The organism is Streptomyces sp. NPDC002088, assembly GCF_040296605.1.
Taxonomy (GTDB): Bacteria; Actinomycetota; Actinomycetes; order Streptomycetales; family Streptomycetaceae; genus Streptomyces.
The window spans coordinates 262,578-283,172 of sequence record NZ_JBEOXO010000003.1 but is presented as its reverse complement, the minus strand read 5'-3'; the positions used below and the strand labels follow the sequence as shown (position 1 = coordinate 283,172).

At 72.7% G+C, this 20,595-nt stretch carries 16 protein-coding genes; 10 read left to right on the top strand and 6 right to left on the bottom strand.

The annotated features are described in order from the left end of the window. Positions 1 to 80 precede the first annotated feature (80 nt). Entirely contained in the window at positions 81 to 320 is a 240-nt protein-coding gene (locus ABT114_RS08615) for a chaplin (RefSeq protein WP_351140030.1), read from the bottom strand. Positions 321 to 602: 282 nt separating this feature from the next. Here ABT114_RS08615 and ABT114_RS08610 point away from each other — a divergent pair, with 282 nt between their 5' ends. The 8 genes from ABT114_RS08610 to ABT114_RS08575 are packed head-to-tail and all read left to right on the top strand — an operon-like array spanning position 603 to position 10,160. Beyond that, entirely contained in the window at positions 603 to 1,688 is a 1,086-nt protein-coding gene (locus ABT114_RS08610) for a DUF3344 domain-containing protein (protein WP_351140028.1), read from the top strand. Positions 1,689 to 1,738: 50 nt separating this feature from the next. Continuing rightward, positions 1,739 to 3,064 (top strand): glycosyltransferase, encoded by a 1,326-nt coding sequence (locus ABT114_RS08605; protein ID WP_351140544.1) that lies wholly within the window; start codon positions 1,739 to 1,741, stop codon positions 3,062 to 3,064. Then, positions 3,061 to 4,488 carry an exopolysaccharide biosynthesis polyprenyl glycosylphosphotransferase gene (locus ABT114_RS08600; RefSeq protein ID WP_351140026.1) on the top strand — a complete coding sequence of 476 codons (1,428 nt, stop codon included), beginning with the start codon at positions 3,061 to 3,063 and terminating at the stop codon, positions 4,486 to 4,488. Before ABT114_RS08605 ends, ABT114_RS08600 begins: the two co-directional genes overlap by 4 nt. A gap of 5 nt (positions 4,489 to 4,493) precedes the next feature. Further along, the gene (locus tag ABT114_RS08595; RefSeq protein ID WP_351140024.1) at positions 4,494 to 5,861 is read left to right on the top strand and encodes an O-antigen ligase family protein; all 1,368 of its coding nucleotides are present in this window, start codon (positions 4,494 to 4,496) and stop codon (positions 5,859 to 5,861) included. Next, positions 5,858 to 7,594 (top strand): lipid II flippase MurJ, encoded by a 1,737-nt coding sequence (locus ABT114_RS08590; RefSeq protein WP_351140022.1) that lies wholly within the window; start codon positions 5,858 to 5,860, stop codon positions 7,592 to 7,594. The genes ABT114_RS08595 and ABT114_RS08590 overlap by 4 nt, the downstream gene beginning before the upstream one ends. Further along, positions 7,578 to 8,342: a polysaccharide deacetylase family protein gene (locus ABT114_RS08585; RefSeq protein WP_351140020.1), complete on the top strand. Its 765-nt coding sequence runs from the start codon at positions 7,578 to 7,580 to the stop codon at positions 8,340 to 8,342. Before ABT114_RS08590 ends, ABT114_RS08585 begins: the two co-directional genes overlap by 17 nt. A gap of 1 nt (position 8,343) precedes the next feature. Continuing rightward, positions 8,344 to 9,498, top strand: coding sequence for a glycosyltransferase (locus tag ABT114_RS08580; RefSeq protein ID WP_351140018.1), 1,155 nt, complete (start codon positions 8,344 to 8,346; stop codon positions 9,496 to 9,498). Then, positions 9,495 to 10,160: a YveK family protein gene (locus ABT114_RS08575; protein WP_351140016.1), complete on the top strand. Its 666-nt coding sequence runs from the start codon at positions 9,495 to 9,497 to the stop codon at positions 10,158 to 10,160. Before ABT114_RS08580 ends, ABT114_RS08575 begins: the two co-directional genes overlap by 4 nt. An 89-nt stretch (positions 10,161 to 10,249) precedes the next feature. On the opposite strand, the gene ABT114_RS08570 is transcribed toward ABT114_RS08575, so the two are convergent. Further along, positions 10,250 to 11,518: a glycoside hydrolase family 26 protein gene (locus tag ABT114_RS08570; protein ID WP_351140014.1), complete on the bottom strand. Its 1,269-nt coding sequence runs from the start codon at positions 11,516 to 11,518 to the stop codon at positions 10,250 to 10,252. Between the two features lie 173 nt (positions 11,519 to 11,691). Between ABT114_RS08570 and ABT114_RS08565 the strand changes: the two genes are divergently transcribed. Further along, positions 11,692 to 12,945 (top strand): carboxylate--amine ligase, encoded by a 1,254-nt coding sequence (locus tag ABT114_RS08565; RefSeq protein ID WP_351140012.1) that lies wholly within the window; start codon positions 11,692 to 11,694, stop codon positions 12,943 to 12,945. Positions 12,946 to 12,947: 2 nt separating this feature from the next. Beyond that, positions 12,948 to 14,213, top strand: coding sequence for an NAD(P)-binding domain-containing protein (locus tag ABT114_RS08560; RefSeq protein WP_351140542.1), 1,266 nt, complete (start codon positions 12,948 to 12,950; stop codon positions 14,211 to 14,213). Between the two features lie 81 nt (positions 14,214 to 14,294). On the opposite strand, the gene ABT114_RS08555 is transcribed toward ABT114_RS08560, so the two are convergent. The 4 genes from ABT114_RS08555 to ABT114_RS08540 form a co-directional block, all read right to left on the bottom strand. Next, the gene (locus ABT114_RS08555) at positions 14,295 to 14,882 is read right to left on the bottom strand and encodes a chaplin (RefSeq protein ID WP_351140010.1); all 588 of its coding nucleotides are present in this window, start codon (positions 14,880 to 14,882) and stop codon (positions 14,295 to 14,297) included. Positions 14,883 to 15,167: 285 nt separating this feature from the next. Beyond that, positions 15,168 to 16,040 (bottom strand): ABC transporter permease, encoded by an 873-nt coding sequence (locus ABT114_RS08550; RefSeq protein ID WP_351140008.1) that lies wholly within the window; start codon positions 16,038 to 16,040, stop codon positions 15,168 to 15,170. Then, complete coding sequence (locus ABT114_RS08545) at positions 16,037 to 18,682, bottom strand: CocE/NonD family hydrolase (RefSeq protein ID WP_351140005.1); 2,646 nt, start codon at positions 18,680 to 18,682, stop codon at positions 16,037 to 16,039. The genes ABT114_RS08550 and ABT114_RS08545 overlap by 4 nt, the downstream gene beginning before the upstream one ends. 146 nt (positions 18,683 to 18,828) lie before the next feature. Continuing rightward, entirely contained in the window at positions 18,829 to 20,229 is a 1,401-nt protein-coding gene (locus ABT114_RS08540) for an APC family permease (RefSeq protein WP_351140003.1), read from the bottom strand. Positions 20,230 to 20,595 lie beyond the last annotated feature (366 nt).

The window sequence follows — 20,595 nt, the reverse complement described above, 5'->3', positions numbered from 1 at the left end:
CCCATTCGGGGGAACGGCACCGGCCGCCCTCCGCCGTGGAAACCCGGAGAGAGCGGCCGGCCGAGGAATGGGCGCGAACGTCAGTGGTTGACGCAGTAGTTGCCGTACGCAGAGTTCAGGAAACCGACGACGTTGACGGTGTTGCCGCAGACGTTGGCCGGAAGGTGGATCGGGGCCTGGATGACGTTGCCCGACACAACGCCCGGGGAGTTGGTGGCGACACCGCTCGCGTCGCTGTTGGCGGAGGCTGCGCCGGCACCGGCAGCGACAGCCGCGGCAGCGGCGGAGGTGAGGACCAGGCCCTTGGCAATACGCGACATGGAGAAGTGCTCCTTGAGTTGACGCAAAACAGTTGAAGCAAACACCCGGGCGGCCACGCCCGGCTCCCTCTCAACGCGCGGGAGGGTGCCGGGGTTGTGCCGCCAATGGCGTGATCCTGAGAAGGGACTGGCTGCACCATTCCGACACACTTGTCGGGTTTCTCCATATTTGTTCGGCCGACGGCTAGTGTGACGCACCTCCCAACTCACCCCTCCGGGCGGACACATCGCACTCGTGCCGCTGCTGCCACCGCCACCTGTTCCGAAAGGGCAACGACGGTCATGTGCCATTCCCTGGGTCCGCTGCTTCGCCGTGCGACGGTGGGCGGCCTCGCTCTTGCCGTGATGTGGGTACCCGGCGGCGTTCCGGCTGCCGCGCCGGGCGCGCCGCTCGCACCGGAGGCGAACAGCCTCACGTTCGCCCAGCGGTACCACGCGCACCAGCACGGCGGCATCGTGCGCGCGGCCAACGCCTCCATCACCTGCCGCGCGGCAGCTTCGTGCCGGGAAGTCCAGGCGGGCGGGAACGGGGTGAACGGCGACTTCGACATGTTCTACATCGACGTCGACAACGACCCGAACACCTACAACGCCTCCAGCGCGGAGGTCCGCCTGCCCGCCGGCTCCCGGGTGACGTACGCGCGCCTGTACTGGGGCGGCAACCTGCGCGTCGGCGAACAGAAGCCGCCGGCGGACAACGAGCGGGTACTGATGGCCGAACCCGGCGGGGACTACAAGCAGCTTCTCGCGGACACGGTCGTCGGACACCACGTGGCTGACGGCGCGGAAGCCTTCCAGGCCTCGACGGACGTGACGCAGCTGGTACGGGACAGCGCGCCGGGCCTCTACACCGTGTCGCAGGTCAACGTGGCAAGCGGCAAGTCGGCGGCCGGGGCATGGGGCGGTTGGACGCTGGTCGTGGCGTACGAGAACCCGTCGGAGCCGCTGCGCGACCTCGCGATCTGGGACGGCTTCGCGCCGCTGAGGTCCGGCGGGGCCCAGGAGATGCGGCTGCGCGACCTGAGTTTTCCCGCAGGCGCGGGGGGCTACGCGGGTCTGGTGGCCTACAACGGCGACCGCGGCACCACCGGCGACTCGCTCACCCTGACGACCGGTCAGGACGCCATCGACCTCAGCGACTCCGCCAACCCCGCCGACGACGTCCTGAACTCCACCATCAGTGGGCCCGACGGGTATCGCCCGGCGCGTGTGCCGGCGTACGACAACAACCTCGGCTACGACTCAGACGTGTTCGATCTCGGCAGGGGCCTGCAGCACGCCGGTGACCAGGCGACGCTCCGGGTCACTTCCCAGCGGGACGCGGCGTGGGTCGGTGTGCTCTTCGCCGCCGTCGACGCCCAGCGATGAGCGCATCGCCACCCGTACCGAACGCCTTCGTGAATGAGGAAACCGCGCAGATGCACCTGTCACCCAGCGGCCATCGGCCGCGGGTCCTGCACCTCACCCAACCGGTGGACGGCGGGGTCGCACGCGTCGTGACGGACCTGGTCCGCGCACAGCTGGCGGACGGCCTGGACGTCACCGCCGCCTGCCCCGACAGCGCACTCACCGCGGAACTGCGGGCGCTCGGCGCGAACGTACGGCGCTGGCACGCGACGCGGTCGCCGGGTCCGTCGCTCGTGCGGGAGGCACGGCACCTCGCGCGGCTGATCGACGAGGTACGCCCCGATCTGGTGCACGCGCACAGCGCGAAGGCCGGGCTCGCCGGGCGGCTCGCGGTGCGCGGGCGGATTCCGACGGTCTTCCAGCCGCACGCCTGGTCGTTCGAGGCGGTCGGCGGGGTCACCGCGGCCCTCGCGCTCAGGTGGGAGCGCTGGGGGGCACGCTGGGCCGCCCGGGTGTTGTGTGTGAGCGAGGCGGAGCGTGCCACCGGCGAGCGCGCCAGGATCACCGGCCGGTGGACCGTCGTCCCCAACGGCATCGATCCCGAGCGCTTCCACCCGGCCCCCGCCGGCACCGTGCGGGCCGGGCTCGCACCGCTCGCCGGTATCCACCCGGCAGCGCCGCTCGCGGTCTGCGTGGGGAGGCTGTGCCGGCAGAAGGGGCAGGACGTCCTGCTGCGGGCGTGGGACACCGTCGTACGCAGGGTGCCCGATGCCCGCCTCGTCCTGGTCGGCGACGGGCCGGACCTCGACCGGCTTCGCGCAGGCGCCCCCGAATCCGTGCTGTTCACGGGAGCCGTCGCCGACGCCTCCCCCTGGTACCAGGCCGCCGATGTCGTGGTTCTGCCGTCCCGCTGGGAGGGCATGGCGCTGGCCCCGCTGGAGGCGATGGCCTGCGGGCGGCCCGTGGTGGTCACGGACGTCGACGGTGCCCGCGAGAGCCTGCCGTCCTCCTTCGCCGCCCGGTGCCTGGTCCCCCCGGAGAACCCGGCGGTGCTGGCCGAGGCCGTCACAGAGCTGCTGCTCGACCGGCCGCTGCGCGAGTCGCTCGGCGACCGGGGCCGCCGGCACGTGCTGTCCACGCATGACGTGCGGCACACCGCCGAGGCGGTCGCGGACGTCTACCGCGACCTGCTCGGCACCTGGCCCCCCGTCGAAAGGGCGGGCCTGCCCCGAGCGGGCATGGGGGTCCCCCCCACCGAGCGAAGCCGAGAGCGGGGGAGCGCCGAGGGCCGCAGCGCTGAGCGCGGTCGGCCGCTCGACACAGGCTGTGGCGCCGACGGGAACCGGACGACACAGCACGTGGAGCCAACCGAGCACAGGGAGTCGAACCACTCGTGACCGCCGAACGTACCGTCCCCTCTCCCGGCGTAAAGCAACGGGACCACCAATCCTCATCAGTCTCGGTGATGCCGCCGCGCGGCACCACCACCGGTTTCCGGTTCCCCGCCCCGCGGACTCCGGCGCGGCCGGCCTCACCGGTGCCGCTGCTCGTCGCGGACGGCGTCGCCGCCCTGCTGGGCACCCTGGCGCTCATCGAGGCCCACCACCACCCGCTGCTCCTCGCCCTGCTGATCGTCGCATCGCTGCTGCTGCGCCCGCGCGGCGGCCGGCCGCCGGTGCCGGTGCTGCTGGAGGAACTGCCCGCCGTGTGGGGCCGTATCGCGGTGGCCTGGCTGGCGCTCGCGGCGCTCGCGGCGGCGTACCGGCCGGAGCACGCGCTGTCCGTCCGTACCGTGCTGACGGGCCTTGCCCTGCAGGCGGCGGCGGGCTGTGCGCTGCGCGGCGCCGTGCACGGGCGGCGGCGCGCCGCACTGTTGCGCCACCCGCATACCGCGCTTCTTGTCGGCCCGGCGGCGACCGCGCAGCGCGTGGCCGCCGCCGTACTGCGTCACCCGCGGTGCGGCGTGCGGCCGGTGGGAATCGTCGCCGAACAGTCGGACGGCGCCGAAGGCCTGCCGGTGCTGACGACAGGCGAGGAGATCAAGCGCGCGGTCATCCAGAACGGGGTGCGGGCGGTGCTGGCCGTTCACCCCTCCGTACGCGCCGAACAGGAACCGCTGCTGGGCGCGCTCGCCGAGGCGGGCTGCGTGGTGTGGGAGGTCGACGCCGACTCCCCGTCGTACACGACGCAGGAGCGGCTGGCCGGGTTCTCCTGCCGGCGGCTGGACATGTCCCCGGCGCGCCGCGACAGCCCGGGCAAGCGGATGCTCGACATCCTCGTCTCGGGGACGTTGTTGCTGCTGGTCAGTCCGCTGCTGCTGGCGTGCGCCGTGGCGCTGCGGATCAGCGACGGGCCGGGCGTGGTGTTCCGGCAGGAGCGCATCGGCAGAAAGGGAAAGCCGTTCACGCTGCTGAAGTTCCGTACGCACCGGCCGGTCGACGAGCACGAGTCGGCGACCCGGTGGAGCGTGGCGAACGAGAACGAGATGCGCCGGTTCTGCCGTATGTTGCGGCGCACCTCGCTCGACGAGCTGCTCCAGCTGTGGAACGTGCTCCGGGGCGACATGAGCCTGGTCGGCGTGCGGCCCGAACGCCCCTACTTCGTCGCCCAGTTCAGCCAGACCTACCCCGGTTACGCGGCCCGCCACCGTATGCGGGTCGGCATCACCGGCCTCGCCCAGATCCACGGGCTGCGCGGCGACACCTCGATCGAGGACCGCAGCCGGTTCGACAACGCCTACATCGACAACTGGTCGCTGTGGCAGGACGTCTGCATCCTGCTGCGCACGGCGGCCTCGCTGGTACGCCCGACGGGGGGCTGAGGGACGTGAGCCACGCCCTCACAGCGCTCCCGCGCCACGCCCTCACACCGCTCCCGGGCCGGGCCGCCGCGGCGGCGCCGGTCCTGCCCGCGGTGGCCGTGGTCGCCTTGCTGACGCTGCCGCTGACGCCGGGCGGCGCGGGACCCGCCGACGTGGTCTCCGGGCTGATGGTGGGGTACTGCGTGATCCGCCTCCTGCGGGAACGGCGGCGCCCGCTGTCGCCCGCGACGGCCATCGTGCTGGGCCTGCCGGTCGTGGGGCTCGCGCTCGCCGCCATGGAGGCGTCCTCGCCGGAGGCCGGGCTCACCGGCCTCGGCCGTTATCTGCAGATCTTCGTGCTCGTCCCCACGGCCGTGCTGCTGCTGATCCGCGGCCGGGCCGACTTCCGGCTGCTGGCCTGGTCGGTCGTGGGACTCGCGCTGTGGCAGGGCGCCATCGGCGTGCACCAGTACGCCACCCGGACCGGCGCCTCCTACCAGGGCGCGAACATCCGGGCGGTCGGCACCTTCGGGGCGCAGGACGTGATGGGCATGGCGGCGGCGGTCTCGCTGGGCCTGGTGTGCGCGGTCGGGATGGCGCTGGGCCGGGCGTCCGTACGGCAGCGGGCCATCGCCGCCGGGTGCGCTCTGGCGCTGCTGCTGCCGCTGGCGGTCTCCTTCAGCCGGGGCGCCTGGATCGCGACCGTCGTGACGTGCGCCGTGCAGCTGGTGCTGTCCGGGCCGCTGCGCGCGCTGAAGGTGGTCGCGGCCGCCGTCGCCGCGAGCGTGATCCTGGTGGGCGGGTTCGGGGTCGGCACGGTGCTCCTGCAGCAGCGGATCGACAGCATCGCGCAGGTCACCGACGCCCCCGACCAGGCCGTCGTCGACCGGTACACCCTGTGGGCGTCCGCCACCGGCATGTGGCGCCAGCACCCGCTGACCGGTGTCGGGCTGAAGGGCTTTCCCGAGCACCGGGACGGGCACGCCACCCTGGCGCTGTCGTCGGGCGCCGAGATCGCGGGCGCGGGAGTGTCCTACCGGAGGCAGCCGCTGCTGTCGCCGCACAACATGTACCTGCTGGTGCTGAGCGAGCAGGGCCTGATCGGGCTGCTGGCGCTCGCCGGGAGCTGGCTGGCGCTGCTGGTGTGCGGGCTGCGGGGGCTGCTGCGCGTCCGCGACCGCGGACCGGGCCTCGACTGCGCGCTCGTCGCCTGCGGACTGCTGGTCTGGCTGCTGACCGACTTCGTGTACGGAGACATCGGCGGCCCCTCGACCGTGCTGACCGCCATGGCCCTGGGGCTCGTGGCCTGGTGGGCGCTGGCCGGCGACGAGCGGGCGGAGGTCGTGCCGCGGGGTGGGGTACGCGAGCGCGTCGAGGAGGCCGTGGCGCGATGACGGTGAGGCCTTCGCACATCCCCGGATCCAAGCCTTCGCGCACCCCCGGATCCGAGCCTTCGCACACCCCCCGATCCGGGACCCACGGCGCGGCGACCGTACCCACGGCGCGTGCCGCCACCCTGGCCGGGGACGGCGCCGACCCGGCCTCGGCCTCCCGGAAATTCCTCGCCAGGGCCACGCTCCTCACGGCGTCGCTGTCCATCGTCGGTTCCCTGCTCGGCCTGGTGCGCGACCAGGCGCTGGCTCGGCTGTTCGGTGCCGGGAGCGACACGGACGCCTTCCTGGTCGCGTGGACCGTGCCGGAGTTCGCCGCCACGCTGCTCATCGAGGACGGGCTGGCGCTGGTGCTGATCCCGGCGTTCAGCATGGCGCTGGCCCGCCGCGCCCGGGGCGTCCCGGGCGACCCGGTCCGCGCCCTGGTCGTCGCCACCCTGCCCCGGCTGTGCCTCGCCTTCGCGGCTGTCGCCGCGCTGGTGGCCGGCGTGGCTCCCTACCTGGTCAGGGCCCTGGCGCCGGGCCTGCCCGATCCCCGGCTCGCCGCCGACTGCACCCGGCTCACGGCGATCGCCGTACTGGCCTTCGGGCTCGCCGGGTACTGCAGCGCCGCCCTGCGGGCACACCGCCGCTTTCTCGCGCCCGCGGCGATCTACGTGGCCTACAACGCCGCCATCGTCGCCGCGATGTTCCTGCTCGGCGAACGCTGGGGCGTGCGCTCCGCGGCGCTCGGGGTCGCGGCGGGCGGCTGTCTGATGGTGGCGGTGCAACTTCCCTCGCTGTGGCGGCAACTGACGTCACGCAAGCGGCCGCCCGGCGGGACCGGGGCCGCCGTCGAGGAGCGGCCGGTGCAACTCGCCCTGGTCGCTGCCGTACTCCTGTTCGCCCTGTGCCGTCAGTCGCAGGTCCTCGTCGAACGCTTCCTCGCCTCCACCCTGCCCGCCGGGGCCATCTCGCACCTGAACTACGCGCAGAAGGTCGCCCAGATCCCGATGACGCTGTCGCTGATGGTGATCACCGTCACCTTCCCGGTGGTGGCGCGGGCGCTCGCCGACGGCGACACCGAACGGGCCCGCAGCCGAGTGGAGCGGGATCTGGTGATGACCTCCTGTCTGGTGCTGCTGGGCACGTGCGCGGTGATCGCCTGTGCCCCGCAGATGACCGAACTGCTCTTCCAGCGAGGTGCCTTCACCGCGAGCGACACCGCGGCCACGGCCGACGTCATGCGCGTGTACGCCGTCGGGCTGCTGGGCCAGACCCTGGTGGGCGTCCTGACCCGCACGTACTTCTCGGCCGGCCGGCCCCGTTGGTATCCCGTCGGCGCGATGGCCGCGGGCATCGCCGTGACGTCCTGGATCGGCGCCGCAACCGTGAACGTCTGGGGCGTGGCGGGGATCGCCGCCGCCAACGCCATCGGCATCACCGTCACGGCCGGCCTGATGCTCGCCGGCCTGCGGACGACCCGGCGCAACAGTCTCCCCAGCGTCTCGATCCGCGTCCGGCAGGTACTGGCCGAGCTGAGCAGGCCGGTGCGCGCGGCGATCATCGCCACCATCGCCGGGGCGTTCGTCGCGAACCGGCCGGAGTCCCCGGTGGCGGGCCTCGCGGCCGGCTGCCTGACCGTGATCGCCGTCTACGTCCCGATCACCTGGGTCCTTGGCGCCCAGAGCAACGCATCCGCACTGCGCTCCGTACGCACCGTCACACGAAGGCTCACACATGGCCGCTTCCGTTGATTCCGTCGACACCGGCAGACTCCCCGCCCCGCGCCCGGGCCCGGTCCCGTTCGTGGTGATGTACCACTCGGTGGGCGACTGCTCGGACGACCCGTACCGCATCACGGTCACGCCCGAGCGGCTCGGCCGGCAACTGGCGTGGCTGCGTCGGCGCGGGCTGCGGGGTGTGTCCATGGCCGAGTTGCTCGCCGCCCGCGCCCGCGGCGGGGGGCGGGAGCTGGTCGGGCTCACCTTCGACGACGGGTACGCCGACTTCGTCACCGGCGCCCTGCCGGTGCTGCGCCGTTGGGGCTGCGGCGCCACCCTCTTCGTCCTGCCCGGTCGGCTGGGCGGCGACAACGCCTGGGACCCGCTCGGCCCGCGCAAGCCGCTGCTGACCGCGGACGGCATCCGGCACGCGGCAGCCGAGGGCGTGGAGATCGGCTCGCACGGACTGACCCACGTCGACCTCACCCGGGCGGACGACCTCACCCTCAAGGCCGAGGTCGCCGAAAGCCACGCGTTGCTCGCGGACTTGACCGGCGCCCGGGTCGACGGCTTCTGCTACCCGTACGGCACGGTCGACGCCCGCGCCGTCGAGGCCGTACGGGAAGCGGGATACGCCTACGCCTGCGCCATCGATCCCGGCCCGCTGACCGGTCCACACGCCCTGCCCCGCGTGCACGTCGGCCAGAACGACACGGCCTGGCGCCTGCACCTCAAGCACCGTCTGCACCGGCTGCGCCGGCGCCCGGTGGAGGGCCTGTGACATGAGGGCTCTGCACATCATCACCGGCCTCGGCGTCGGCGGGGCCGAGCAGCAGCTGCGGCTGCTGCTGCGCCACCTGCCCGTCGACTGCGACGTCGTGACGCTCACCAACCCCGGTGCGGTCGCCGAGGGGCTTGCCGCCGACGGCGTCCGCGTCGTGCATCTGGGCATGGGCGGCAACCGCGACCTGGCCGCGCTCCCGCGCCTGGTCCGGGTGATCCGTGCCGGCCGCTACGACCTGGTGCACACGCACCTGTACCGGGCCTGTGTCTACGGCCGTCCCGCCGCCCGCGCCGCCGGGGTCCGGGCGGTCGTCGCCACCGAACACTCCCTGGGCGACTCGCAGATGGAGGGCCGCAAGCTGACGGCAGGGGTGCGGGCGCTGTACCTCGCCAGCGAGCGCCTCGGCTCGGCAACGGTCGCCGTCTCCCCGACGGTGGCCGACCGCCTGAAGCGCTGGGGCGTACCCGCACCCCGCATCGAGGTCGTCCCCAACGGCATCGACGTGGACCGCTTCCGCTTCGACCAGGAGCGGCGCGAGCGCACCCGCCGGCGCCTCGGCCTGCCGGAGGGCGCGTACGTCGTCGGCGGGGTCGGCCGGCTCGCCCGGGGCAAGCGGTTCGACGTCCTCGTCCACGCGCTCACCCGGCTCCCGGACGACCACTGGCTGATGCTGGTGGGCAGCGGACCCGAGGAGCACGTGCTGCGCCGCACGGCACACGAGGCCGGCGTGGCCGAGCGGGTCCTGTTCACCGGCGAACGCCCCTACGTCGCCGACGGCTCCCCCGGCCCCGACCTGCCCTCGCTCACCTCCGCGATGGACCTGCTCGCGTCCCCGTCCACGGAGGAGGCCTTCGGCCTGGCGGCCGTGGAGGCGCTGGCCTGCGGACTGCCCGTGCTCTACGCCTCCTGTCCGGCGATCGAGGACCTGCCGCCGTCGGCCGTCGCCGGCGCCCGGCGCGTGAGCGGCGGCCCCGAGGCGTACGCCCGCGCGATCGCCGAGGTCCGGGCGGCGGGCCCCCAGCCGCGCACGGCCCCGGAGGGCGCGCACCGCTACAGCATCACCCGCAGCGCAGCACGGCTCATGGGCGTGTATGCGGCAGCGGTCTCCAGCTCGTCGTCGTCCCTCTCACCTCTGGGAGCAAGCCCGTCATGACCAACACTCCGACCAGTCAGCACCGCCAGTTCCTGGCCCGTGTCGGGAGGCTGCCGTCGTGGTCCGTGCTCGCGGCCGGCACCCTCGTCGGCGGGCTGTTCGGCGGCGCGTACGGCATGCTGACACCTCCGACGTACACGGCCACCAGTTACGTCGTCGCCGTACCGGCCGGGACGACCGAGTCGAACTCGGCCCTCGGTTTCGCGCAGGCGTACGGCCGGGTCGCCACGCAGCTCGCGGTGCTGGCGGACGCGCAGAAGCGGGCGGGCGTACCGGTGCGCACGCTGCAACGGAGCGTGCAGGCGGCGACCTCACCGGACGCTCCGATGGTCGCCGTGTCGGCCACCTCCTCACGCCCGGGTCTCGCCTCGACCATGGCCAACGCCGTCTCCCACGCGCTGACCCGGCAGGCGAACGGCGCCCAGGGCAGCACCCATGTGCAACTCGTGCAGTTCTCGAAGGCGGTCAAGCCGACCGAGCCGACGTCCGCGTCGTCGGCGGTGACCGGCCTGGTGGGCGCGAGCGCGGGCGGCCTGCTGTGCGGCCTGGCCCTGCTGGCGCGGCCGAGGGGGACTCGTCAGGACGACGACCCCGCCCCCGCCGCCTCGGTGCCCGGCCCGGCCGCCGCCGCCGATGCGCAGGGAAAGCGGGGAAAGCGGTGACGACGGCCGGCGGGCGCGGCGCGTCGGCGGCGGATCCTGAGGCGATGCGGCCGCCACCGGCCGGGTCGGTGGATGCGTCGGCGGGAGCGCTACCACCAGTCGAGGCGGACGCAGAGCTTCCCGCCGAGCCAGTGCTCCACCCAGCTGCCCAGGTCCAGCGTCGAGCAGTCCGCCGGGGTCGGCGGTGCGGTGGGTGCGGTCGGCTTCGGCGTCGGGGTGGGAGCCGGGGTGGGAGTCGGGGTCGCCTCGTCGGTGCGGCCGGAGAGGACGGACCGGTAGACCCGGGACGACCTCGGGTTGGCGTCGCACTGCCACACACCGTGCGGGCAGTAGTCGGTCAGCGTGTTGTAGAGCGGCCTGTGCTCGTCGATCCAGGCGAGCATCCGCCGCATGTACTCGGCATTGTCGCCGTTGCGGAAGAGTCCCCATTCGGGGTAGGAGATGGGTTTTCCGTGGGCTCTCGCGAATTCCAGGTGCGCCTGAAGGCCGTAGGGCTCTCTCAACTGCTGGTCGAACGACAATCCGGCCGGCTGGTCGTAGGAATCCATGCCGATGATGTCGACCGTGTCGTCGCCCGGATAGCACTGCGTCCAGGGAATGTTGTCCAGGCCGCGGCTCGGCGTGAAATCGAACCGGAACTTCTGGCCCGGCACCGAACGCATGGTGGTGACGATCCTGTTCCAGTACGCCTTCCAGGCCCGCGGGTCCGGCCCGCAACGGTGGGTGTACGTGGTGCCGTTCATCTCCCAGCCGAGTACGAGGATCGTGTCCGGCACCTTCAGCTGAACCAGGCGCTCGGCGAGGGCCCGGAAGTGGTGATCGAACTCCCCTGCCGCACCCTGCCGCAACAGCTGCCCGACGTCGCCGTCGGAGACGCCCTCCTCGTTGCGCTCCTGCATGGGGACGTTGAGGACGAGCATCCGGTCGGCCTTCTCGTTGCGCCAGTGTGCCCACGCGTCGAGGAAGCCGGGGGCGCCCTCGATGTCGCGCCAGCGTTCGCCAGGCAGATAGGTGTGGCCGACGCGGAGTTCGGCGCCGCCCAGCCAACGGCTGAGCAGCGCCATGCGGGCCACGCCACTGGCGTCGGAGCTGAGGAAGGCGCCGAAGGCCGGAGCCCGCTCGGCCGGCACCGGGGTGGTCGCCGCAGGCGTGACGACCGGGGGCTTGGCCGTGGGTGCGGGACGGGCGGCCGGGGCGGTCACCGTGGGTGCTGTCCGGGGCGGCGGCGGGGGAGGATCCGGGGCTGCCTCCACTTCCACCCCCGCTGCGGGACCGGAGGCCAGGGCGGCGGACGCGACGACCGCCGCCGTGCCCACGGCCAGCCGGCGGATCCGGGCCCGCTTGTGCTCTGGCGCCATGCCTGCACCTTTCTTCTCTTCGCTCTCGTCCGGACTTCTGTCTCAATTCTCACTATTGACGCATTGTCATATGAATTCAGGCACAGGAAATTCAATGGCGCCACCGCCGTTGCGGCTTTCGAGTACAGCGCTCGCCCGTGCGGGTGAGCCGATCCGAAAAGAACGGAGAATTCGTGTCGCAGCTCGACACCCGAGTCCCCGCCGTACTGCTGCGGATCGACCGGAATCCCTTTCACCACGGAACGCTGGGGGCCGTACGTTCGCTCGGCAGGGCGGGAGTGGAGGTGCATGTCGTCGCCGATTCGACGGGAAGTCCCGTCCACAGATCGCGTTACGTACGGCGAATGCACCCCCCGCCGCTCCCGGACGCATCCCCGGACGACATCCTCGTCGTGCTGCGCCGCGTGGCCGACCGGATCGGGCGTCCCGCCGTCCTGGTCCCGATGGACGACGCGAGCGCGATCACCGCGGCACGGATGCGGGACGATCTCGCACCCTCCTACCTCTTGCCGGCGATGCCCCGCTCGCTGGCCGAACGCGTCGCCGACAAGGCGGAACTGGCCGCCGTGTGCGCGTCCGCGGGGGTCCCGCACCCGGTGACGCTGGTCCCGGACAGCCCGGCGGGGGTCACCGACGCCGCGCGGCGGCTCGGGCTGCCGATCGTGGCGAAGTGGAGCCGGCCCTGGCTGTTGCCTGCCGGCAGCGGACTGCGCAGCACGGTGCTGGTGCGCACCGAGCAGCAGGCCCGGGAGCTGTACCTGCGCACCGAAGAGGCGGGCAGCACGCTGCTGCTGCAGGCCTACCTGCCGCCGGGACCGGACCGGGACTGGTTCTTCCACGGCTACGCCGACCACTCGGGCACCGTGCGCGCGGGCGGGCCGGGCCGCAAACAGCTGGCCTGGCCACGTGGCGCGGGGCTGACCGCGGTGGGCTGCTGGACGCCCAACCCGCAGGTGCAGGCGCTGGCCGAGCGCCTCACCGACGAGCTGGGCTACCGCGGGGTCTTCGACCTCGACTTCCGCCGCTGCGGCGCGACGGGCCACTACCACCTCCTCGACTTCAACCCGCGCCCCGGCGCCCAGTTCCGGCTCTTCGCGGACAGCGCCGGGCTGGACGTCGTACGCGCCCTGCACCTGGACCTGACGGGCCGTCCACTGCCGGACGGGGCCCCGATGGCCGGACGGACGTTCGTGGTGGAGAACTACGCGCCGCTCGCCGCGCTGCGTCCGGCGCCGGGCGGGCGCGAACTGGCCTGGTACGCCCGGGACGACCGCACTCCCGGATGGGCGATGTGGGCCCTGTGGTGCCGCCATGTGTCCCGCCGGCTGCGGGAGCGGCTGGGCCCGACGCCCGCGGCACCGACGCCACTCCTGATTCCCCGGGCGACCTCGCCCGCCCTTACCGACGACGAGAAAGCGAGCAGTTGATGATGTACGACCTTCTGGTGGTGGGTGCAGGCCCGTACGGCCTGTCGATCGCGTCCCACGCCGCGGCCGCCGGGTTGAACCTGCGCGTGTTCGGCCGCCCCATGGCGTCCTGGCGGGACCACATGCCCCGTGGCATGTTCCTGAAGTCGGAGCCGTGGGCGTCCAACCTGTCGGACCCGGCCGGGCGTTGGCGTCTGGACGTGTACTGCGCCGAGCACGGCATGACGGCACGTCACGCGGAGCCGATCCCGGTCGAGGCGTTCGCGTCGTACGGCCTGTGGTTCGCGCGCCATGCCGTGCCCGAGGTGGACGAGCGCATGGTGACCCGGGTGGCGCACGGCCCCGGCGGCTTCGCCGTGATCACCGAGGACGGGGAGATGCTGCGCGCGCGGACGGTGGCGCTGGCGGTCGGTGTGATGCCGTTCGTCGAGGTACCGCCGGCCCTGCGCGGACTGCACCCCGCGCTGGTGACGCACAGCAGCCACCACAGCGACCTCGACCGCTTCCGCGGCAAGGACGTCACGGTGATCGGCGGCGGCCAGGCGGCCCTGGAGACCGCGGCGCTGCTCACCGAACAGGGCACCCGCGTACGGGTGCTGGCGCGGGCCGACCAGCTGCGGTGGAACGACATGCCGCCGGCCTTGGAGCGCCCCTGGTGGCAGTCGGTCCGCTCCCCGCACAGCGGCCTCGGCCCCGGCTGGCGGAACTGGTTCTACGCCGAGCGCCCCGACCTCTTCCGGCACCTGTCGGAGCCGAAGCGGGCACGCATCGCGGCCACGGCGCTGGGTCCGGCGGGCGCGTGGTGGGTGCGGGACCGAGTGGAGGGGGCGGTGGAACTACTGCCGGGCCACGAGGTGACCGCGGCCTCCGCGGTGCCGGGCGGTGTACGGCTGGACATGATGAGCCGCCAGGGCACCCTGCGCACTCTGGAGACCGAACACGTCATCGCCGCCACGGGGTTCCGGGCACGCTGCGACCGGCTCGGACTGCTCTCCGACGAGCTTCGCGGGACGCTGGCGGCCCTGACTGACGGCTCCCCCGCGGTCGGGCGTGAATTCGAGTCCTCCCAGCCCGGCCTGTTCCTCGCGGGCCTGGTGACCGCCTCCGGCTTCGGGCCGGCCATGCGCTTCGTCCAGGGCGCGCCCTTCACGGCGGCGACACTCGTCCGAGGCGTACGCCGCCGGCTCAAGAAGACCCCGACGGGCGGGACGATCCCGGTACCGGGAGGCAGCAGCCGAGACTGGTCGCCGGCGCCGGCACGCCGCTGACACGGAGCCGTACACGGGTGGGCCGCTGACGCAGAGCGATTCGTCAGCGGCCCACCCGTGTGCCGTGCTCGGCCGGAGCGACTACCGCTGGGAGGCGGTGCGGCCACGGCGGTACATCATCACCCCGCCCATGATCAGTGCGGCACTGGCGGCCGACGTCGCCAGCAGGGTCTTGCTGCCGGTCTCGGCCAGCTGGGGCGGCTGCTCCTCGTCGGCCGGAGGCGGCGTCTGGCTGCTCCGCGTGGGCGGAGGTGTCGGCCGCGGCGTCTCACTGCGCGTGGGCGGCGGGGTGGGACTGCTGGTGGGCGCAGGGGTCTCGCAGTCGTCGGTGGGCGAAGGCGTCCGGCTCCCGCCCGACGACGCGGGCGTGTCGTCGACGGTGCCGTAGTCGGAGTCGCCGTAGCCCTCCGTCTTGTCCGAGGTGTTGCTGCAGGAGTTGCCGAACGCGCTGTTGAGCGCCGCGATCCCGTTGACGGTGTTGCCGCACAGGTTCACCGGCACGTGGACCGGCACCTGCACGGTGTTCCCGGACAGCACACCGGGGGAATCCTTGGTGGCTCCTGCCGCGTGTGTGTCGGCAAGGGCGGAGCCGCAGGACAGGGACAGAATGCCCGTGGCGGCGGCCGCCGCGAACACTCCCCTGCTCAGGGTCTGTCGCAATGTGGTCATCTTCCTGCTTGAAGAACTGGGAAAGCCGGCCTCGGAACGGAGATCGACGTCCAAGGCCGGCCATGACGCAGCCGGGAGGCTGGTGCGTTGGGCGGTCAGTCGCTTTTGCTCTTGCTGCCGACCGCCGGGTTCAGCCTTGAGCGAGGAACAGACGCAGGGGAGAACACGGAACGCGAGTCGCCCGTCTGCCTCGCGCCACCACGCCTTCGCCCCTCATCGCGTGCCTCGCTGCTTCATCAACCAGTCGTCGCAGGATTGGTTTCGGGAATTCACCCGGTTGGACCGCTACGACACCACGTCCTTGCGGGCGAACCCGCGAAAGGCCAGGGCGAACAGCACCACGGCGTACGTGAGGGAAACCGCCGTGCCCTGGATCATGCCGGACCACTCGGGGTGCGGCTGTACGACGTCGGCCCAGGCGAACTGCCAGTGCGCGGGCAGGAAGTCGCGCCAGTGGCCGAGGGCGGTGACGGCGTCCAGGACGTTGCCGACGATGGTCAGGCCGACCGCGCCGCCGACCGCGCCCAGCGGGGCGTCCGTCTTGGTCGACAGCCAGAACGCCAGCCCCGCGGTGACCAGTTGGGACACGAAGACGTACGCCACGACCACCAGGAGGCGCGTGGCGGCGGTGCCGGAGGCGAGCTCGCCGCCGGTGGGTATCTCCAGCGGGCCCCAGCCGTAGGCCGCCGTACCGACGGCGAGCGCCACGACCGGCAGCAGCACCATCGCGGCCAGGCTGAGGCCGAGCCCCACGACCAGCTTGGACCACAGCAGCCGGGCCCGGGGCACGGGCGCCGCGAGCAGATAGCGCAGGGAGGCCCAGCTCGCCTCCGAGGCCACCGTGTCCCCGCAGAACAAGGCCACCGGGATCACCAGGAGGAAGCCCGCGGAGACGAACAGGTTCACCGCGGCGAAGTTGGCGCCGGACGCGGTGGCCGTGTCCATCAGGGTGACCTGGTTGTTGCGGCCGCCCGGCTCGCCGCCGATGGCGAAGGCGACGACCAGGACGAACGGCAGGACGGCGAGGATCCCGCCCATGACCAGCGTGCGGCGCCGCTTCAGCTGGCGGACCAGTTCGACCCTCAGGGGCAGGGTGCGGCCGGCCTGGTAGCCGGAGGCGGTCTCGACGGGCTCCGGGTGCTCGGCGAGCGTGCTCATGCCGTACCTCCGATCAGGGTGAGGAAGGCGTCTTCCAGGCGGCGGTGGGGGCCGACGGACTCCACCGGGATGTCGAGCCGGACGAGTTCGGCGACCAGGCGCGGTGCGCTGCCGCCGGCGTCCAGGCGGACGAGGAGCCCCTCCTCGGTACGCACCGCCGAGGCGACGCCCGGCAGCGCGGCCACCTTCTCGACGACCGGCTCCTCCACGGGCACGACGGTGCCGACCAGGAGGGTGTCGCCGGAGCCGACGATCTCCTTCACCGGACCGGCCTGGACCAGCCGGCCCCGGTCCATCACGACGAGGTGGGTGCAGGACTGCTCGACCTCCGCCAGGAGGTGGCTGGAGACGATCACTGTCCGGCCGGCCGCCGCATAGCGGATCATCACCTCGCGCATCTCGCGGATCTGGGGCGGGTCGAGGCCGTTGGTGGGTTCGTCGAGGATGAGCAGGTCGGGCAGGCCGAGCATGGCCTGGGCGATGGCGAGGCGCTGGCGCATGCCCTGGGAGTAGGTGCGCACCGCGCGGGCGAGCGCGTCGCCCAGGCCCGCGATCTCCAGGGCCTCGTCGAGGTGCGCGTCCTCGGCCGGACGGCCCGTGGCCCGCCAGTACAGCTCGAGGTTCTCGCGGCCGGACAGGTGCGGCAGGAAGCCCGCGCCCTCCACGAAGGCGCCGACCCGGGACAGCACCGGCGCGCCCGGCCGGATCGCGTGGCCGAAGACGCGGATCTCGCCGCCGTCCGGCCGGATCAGGCCCATCAGCATGCGCAGGGTCGTCGTCTTGCCCGCGCCGTTCGGCCCCAGCAGGCCCAGTACCTGGCCCTTCTCCACGCGGAAGGACAGGTCCTTGACCGCGTACCGGTCGCTCGACTTCGCGTACCGCTTGCTCAGGTCGGTGATCTGGAGGGGGACGTCGGCCGCTCCGGGGTCGGGGGCGGGGGTGGCGGTGCGCCTGCGCGCCGTCAGCAGCAGGGCGAGCGCGATGGCCACGCCGCCCAGGGGCAGCCACCACACCCAGGCCGGCAGCGCGGCGGCCGCGGTCGTCAGGGCGGGGGCGGTCGGTACCTTCAGGTCTCCCTTCAGGGAGACGGTGTACGTCGCCGGGGCCGCCGGGGAGGCGTAGCCGAGGTCGGTCGAGGCGAGGACCAGGCGGAGCCGGTGGCCCTTCTGGACCTGGTGGTCGATCGCCGGGAGCGTGAGGGTCACGTCCTTGCCGGACCTGGCGCCCTCGACGCGGACCGGTGTCACGAGCTGGGAGGGCAGCACCTGCTGGGTGCCGCCCGGGCCGACGTCGTAGACCTTGGCGAACAGCACGGCGTCGTCGCTGGTCGACGTCACGTGGACGGTCGCGGTCGGGGTTCCGGTGATGGTGAGGTCGTCGGTCACCGGTGCCGACTCGAACGAGGCGTACTGGCCGGGGAAGTCGAGCGACACCCCGACGCCCAGGGCCGACAGCTGGGCGAGCCCGCCGCCGGTGCCGAGTCCGGGCAGGGCGGAGACGGCGGGCGGGCTCGCGCCCGCGGGGTTGTCGAAGCGCTGCTCGCGTCCGGTCAGCGCGATCGACCGCTCGCCGCTCTCCAGGCCGGGGTAGGTGTCCCCACTCGCGCCCCGCAACTGGGCGGCGCCGTCGGTGGAGTCGACGCCTCCGGTGCGGGTGACGCGGAAGGCGGGGCCGGTGTCCGTGCCCTTGTCGTCCTTGAGGTAGCGGTCGAACCACGCCGTCACGCGTGCCTGGACGCGGCTGCTCTCCATGTCTCCGCCGTCGTGCCCGCCCGCGATCCAGTCGACGTCGACGGGGGCGCCGTTGGCGCGGATCGCCTTCGCGGCCGCGTCGGCCTGCCCGAGCGGGAAGAGGGAGTCGGTCTGACCCTGCACCAGGAGGGTGGGCACCTTGATGCGGTCGGCGACGGCGGACGGGGAGCGCTCCTCGAGCATCTCGCGGGCCGCGGTGTCAGGGGTCCCGGACTCGGCCACCCGCTCGTACATCCGGCACAGCGTGGCCTCGAACTTGGCGCAGCCGCCGCTGCTGCTGTAGAAGATGCCGGTCCACAGCTTCTTGAACACACCGTTCGGGAACAGGGCGTCGGCGAGGTTCCAGTACGTGATCGCCGGGGCGATGGCGTCCACCCGGTCGTCGTACCCGGCGGCCAGCAGCGAGACCGCGCCGCCGTAGGAGCCGCCCGCGACGCCCACGCGCGGGTCGCCGGCCTTGTCGAGCCGGACCTGGGGCTGCTTCGCCAGCCAGTCGATCAGCTTGGAGACGTCGGCGACCTCGCCCTCGGGGGCGTTCAGCCCGATCTTGCCCGTCGACTTCCCGAAGCCGCGCGCCGACCAGGTCAACACCGCGTACCCGTCCCGCGCCAGGTCCTCCGCCTGCTGCCGTACGTCGTCCTTGCTGCCGCCGAAGCCGTGCGTCAGCAGGACGGCCGGGCGGCGGCCGGCGGCGGCGGAGGTGAAGTACGAGGTATCGAGGCGCACCCCGTCGACGGCCATGACCCGGTCGGCGCGGCGCACCGGGGCCGCGTCGTCGGAGGCGACGGCCGTCCATGTCCCGGCACCGGCGAGCACGACGACGGCGGCCGCGGCGGCCAGCAGCCGCCGCGGCTTCCGTAGCCCACGCAGTGCGGGCAGTCGAAGATCCATGCGTCAACCGTACGGGCCGCCACCGACATCCGAAGCAGCCCTTGGGCGGAACGCCCGCCCCTCCCCCGGGCGTACGGGCCCGGGGTCTCGTACCGCAGCCGCGGTACGCCGTAGCGGCCCGAAGGCACTGAGCCCCGTGCGACGGCTCAGGCCTGCGCGTCCTCCGGGATCGACACCAGCCAGCGGGTGTCGCGGCGCGGGCGCAGGTAGAGGGCCCAGTAGAGGGTGGCGACGGCCGTGATGCCGCCGGTCCACAGCAGGTAACTCGTCTCCTGCTGGGTGAGGATGTAGGCGAGGACCGCGATCAGCAGCACGGGCATCGCGGGCCACAGCGGCATGCGCCACGCGTGCGTGTGCCGGTGCGAGCCGCGGCGGGCAAGCAGGGCGGCGACCGCGACGAGCAGGTACATGCCGGTGACGGAGACGCCCGTTACGCCGTACAGGGTGTCCAGGTTGACGAAGCAGAGCAGCGCTCCGGGGACGCCGACCGCGAGCGTGGCGACCCAGGGGGAGCCGAACCGGCCGAGCTTGGAGAAGACGTTGTTGACCGGCTCGGGCCAGGCCTTGTCGCGGGCCGAGGCGAACAGGACGCGGGAGTTCTGGATGACCATGACGATGCCCGCGTTGATGATCGCGAGGGCCACGCAGAGGCTGACGAAGGTGCCGACGGCGGAGTTGGACCAGGCGGTGACCATGGAGCTGATGTCGCCGCCGGTCAGCTCGGTGAGGTCGGAGGCGCCGAAGGTGATGGCGACGACCGGGACCAGGATGATCACGGTGGAGATGGCGAGGGTGGCCAGGACCGTGCGGGCGACGTTGCGGCGCGGGTTCTCCAGCTCCTCGGAGAGATAGACGGCGGTCGAGAAGCCCTGGGTGACGAAGAGGGCGATGGCGAGCCCGGAGACGACCAGCATGGCCGTCACGGTGTCCGTGTGACCGTCCGCGCCGGCCACCTGCATCGACACCAGGCTGCCGGCGCCGCGGTGGCCGTGGGCGAAGCCCAGGACCGCCACGACGGCCGCCGCGATGACCTCCAGGACCAGGAAGATGCCGGTGATCCAGGCGTTGGCGCGCAGGTCGAGCAGGCCGGCGAGGGTGGCGAGCAGCATCACGCCCGCGCCCGCCAGGGACGGGTCGAGGTGCACGATCGGCGCGAGGTAGTCGGCCGTGCCCATCGCGATCACCGGCGGGACGATCATGACGACCAGCAGGGACAGCACGAAGACCAGCCAGCCCGCGAGGCGTCCGGCCAGCGTCGACACCATGGCGTACTCGCCGCCCGCGCTGGGGATGAGGGTGCCCAGTTCCGAGTAGCAGAACGCCACGGCGATACAGAGGAGGGAGCCAATGGCGATGGTGAGGGCGGTGGCGGTGCCGAGCGAGCCGAACAGGTCGGGGACGACCACGAAGAGCGTGGAGGCCGGCGTCACGCAGGAGAGCGTGAGCAGCGTGCCGCCGACGACTCCGATGGAACGCTTCAGCTTCCCGGGACTGCTGTCCGGGGCCTCTTCGACGGCGGTGGCGACAGGGCGGAGCGTGTCGGTCATGCGGCGGTTCCGATCGACTCGTGCGAGGTGCTACGGGCGGGAGCGCTATCGCCTCCGGCGGCTTGGGTCGTACTTTGCTTCGTCCGCTCCCGACGCCGCATCGAACCCCGACGAAAACCGGTGCGTCAATAGGTGTTTGCCTACGGAATTCGTAGATCGAAGTCGCCGATGATCGCGAATACGTCACTTCAGCCGGACCCTTCCCCGCCCGCGGCCCGTACGAGAATCGCAGCGCCCGCGTCAAAAAAACGTGAAGACGTCCGGAATCCGGACGGCGAAACGTCCCGATCCCGTCTCCGCACCGCAAATACGGACGTGTGAATGTCAGTGCGTCCCACTAGAGTCCACGGCACAGTCAAATCACAG

Coding starts and splice junctions, on each gene's coding strand:
- ABT114_RS08615 (WP_351140030.1), bottom strand. CDS start 320: ATGTCGCGTATTGCCAAGGGCCTGGTCCTCACCTCCGCCGCTGCCGCG.
- ABT114_RS08610 (WP_351140028.1), top strand. CDS start 603: ATGTGCCATTCCCTGGGTCCGCTGCTTCGCCGTGCGACGGTGGGCGGC.
- ABT114_RS08605 (WP_351140544.1), top strand. CDS start 1,739: ATGCACCTGTCACCCAGCGGCCATCGGCCGCGGGTCCTGCACCTCACC.
- ABT114_RS08590 (WP_351140022.1), top strand. CDS start 5,858: ATGACGGTGAGGCCTTCGCACATCCCCGGATCCAAGCCTTCGCGCACC.
- ABT114_RS08585 (WP_351140020.1), top strand. CDS start 7,578: ATGGCCGCTTCCGTTGATTCCGTCGACACCGGCAGACTCCCCGCCCCG.
- ABT114_RS08580 (WP_351140018.1), top strand. CDS start 8,344: ATGAGGGCTCTGCACATCATCACCGGCCTCGGCGTCGGCGGGGCCGAG.
- ABT114_RS08575 (WP_351140016.1), top strand. CDS start 9,495: ATGACCAACACTCCGACCAGTCAGCACCGCCAGTTCCTGGCCCGTGTC.
- ABT114_RS08570 (WP_351140014.1), bottom strand. CDS start 11,518: ATGGCGCCAGAGCACAAGCGGGCCCGGATCCGCCGGCTGGCCGTGGGC.
- ABT114_RS08560 (WP_351140542.1), top strand. CDS start 12,948: ATGTACGACCTTCTGGTGGTGGGTGCAGGCCCGTACGGCCTGTCGATC.
- ABT114_RS08555 (WP_351140010.1), bottom strand. CDS start 14,882: ATGACCACATTGCGACAGACCCTGAGCAGGGGAGTGTTCGCGGCGGCC.
- ABT114_RS08550 (WP_351140008.1), bottom strand. CDS start 16,040: ATGAGCACGCTCGCCGAGCACCCGGAGCCCGTCGAGACCGCCTCCGGC.
- ABT114_RS08545 (WP_351140005.1), bottom strand. CDS start 18,682: ATGGATCTTCGACTGCCCGCACTGCGTGGGCTACGGAAGCCGCGGCGG.
- ABT114_RS08540 (WP_351140003.1), bottom strand. CDS start 20,229: ATGACCGACACGCTCCGCCCTGTCGCCACCGCCGTCGAAGAGGCCCCG.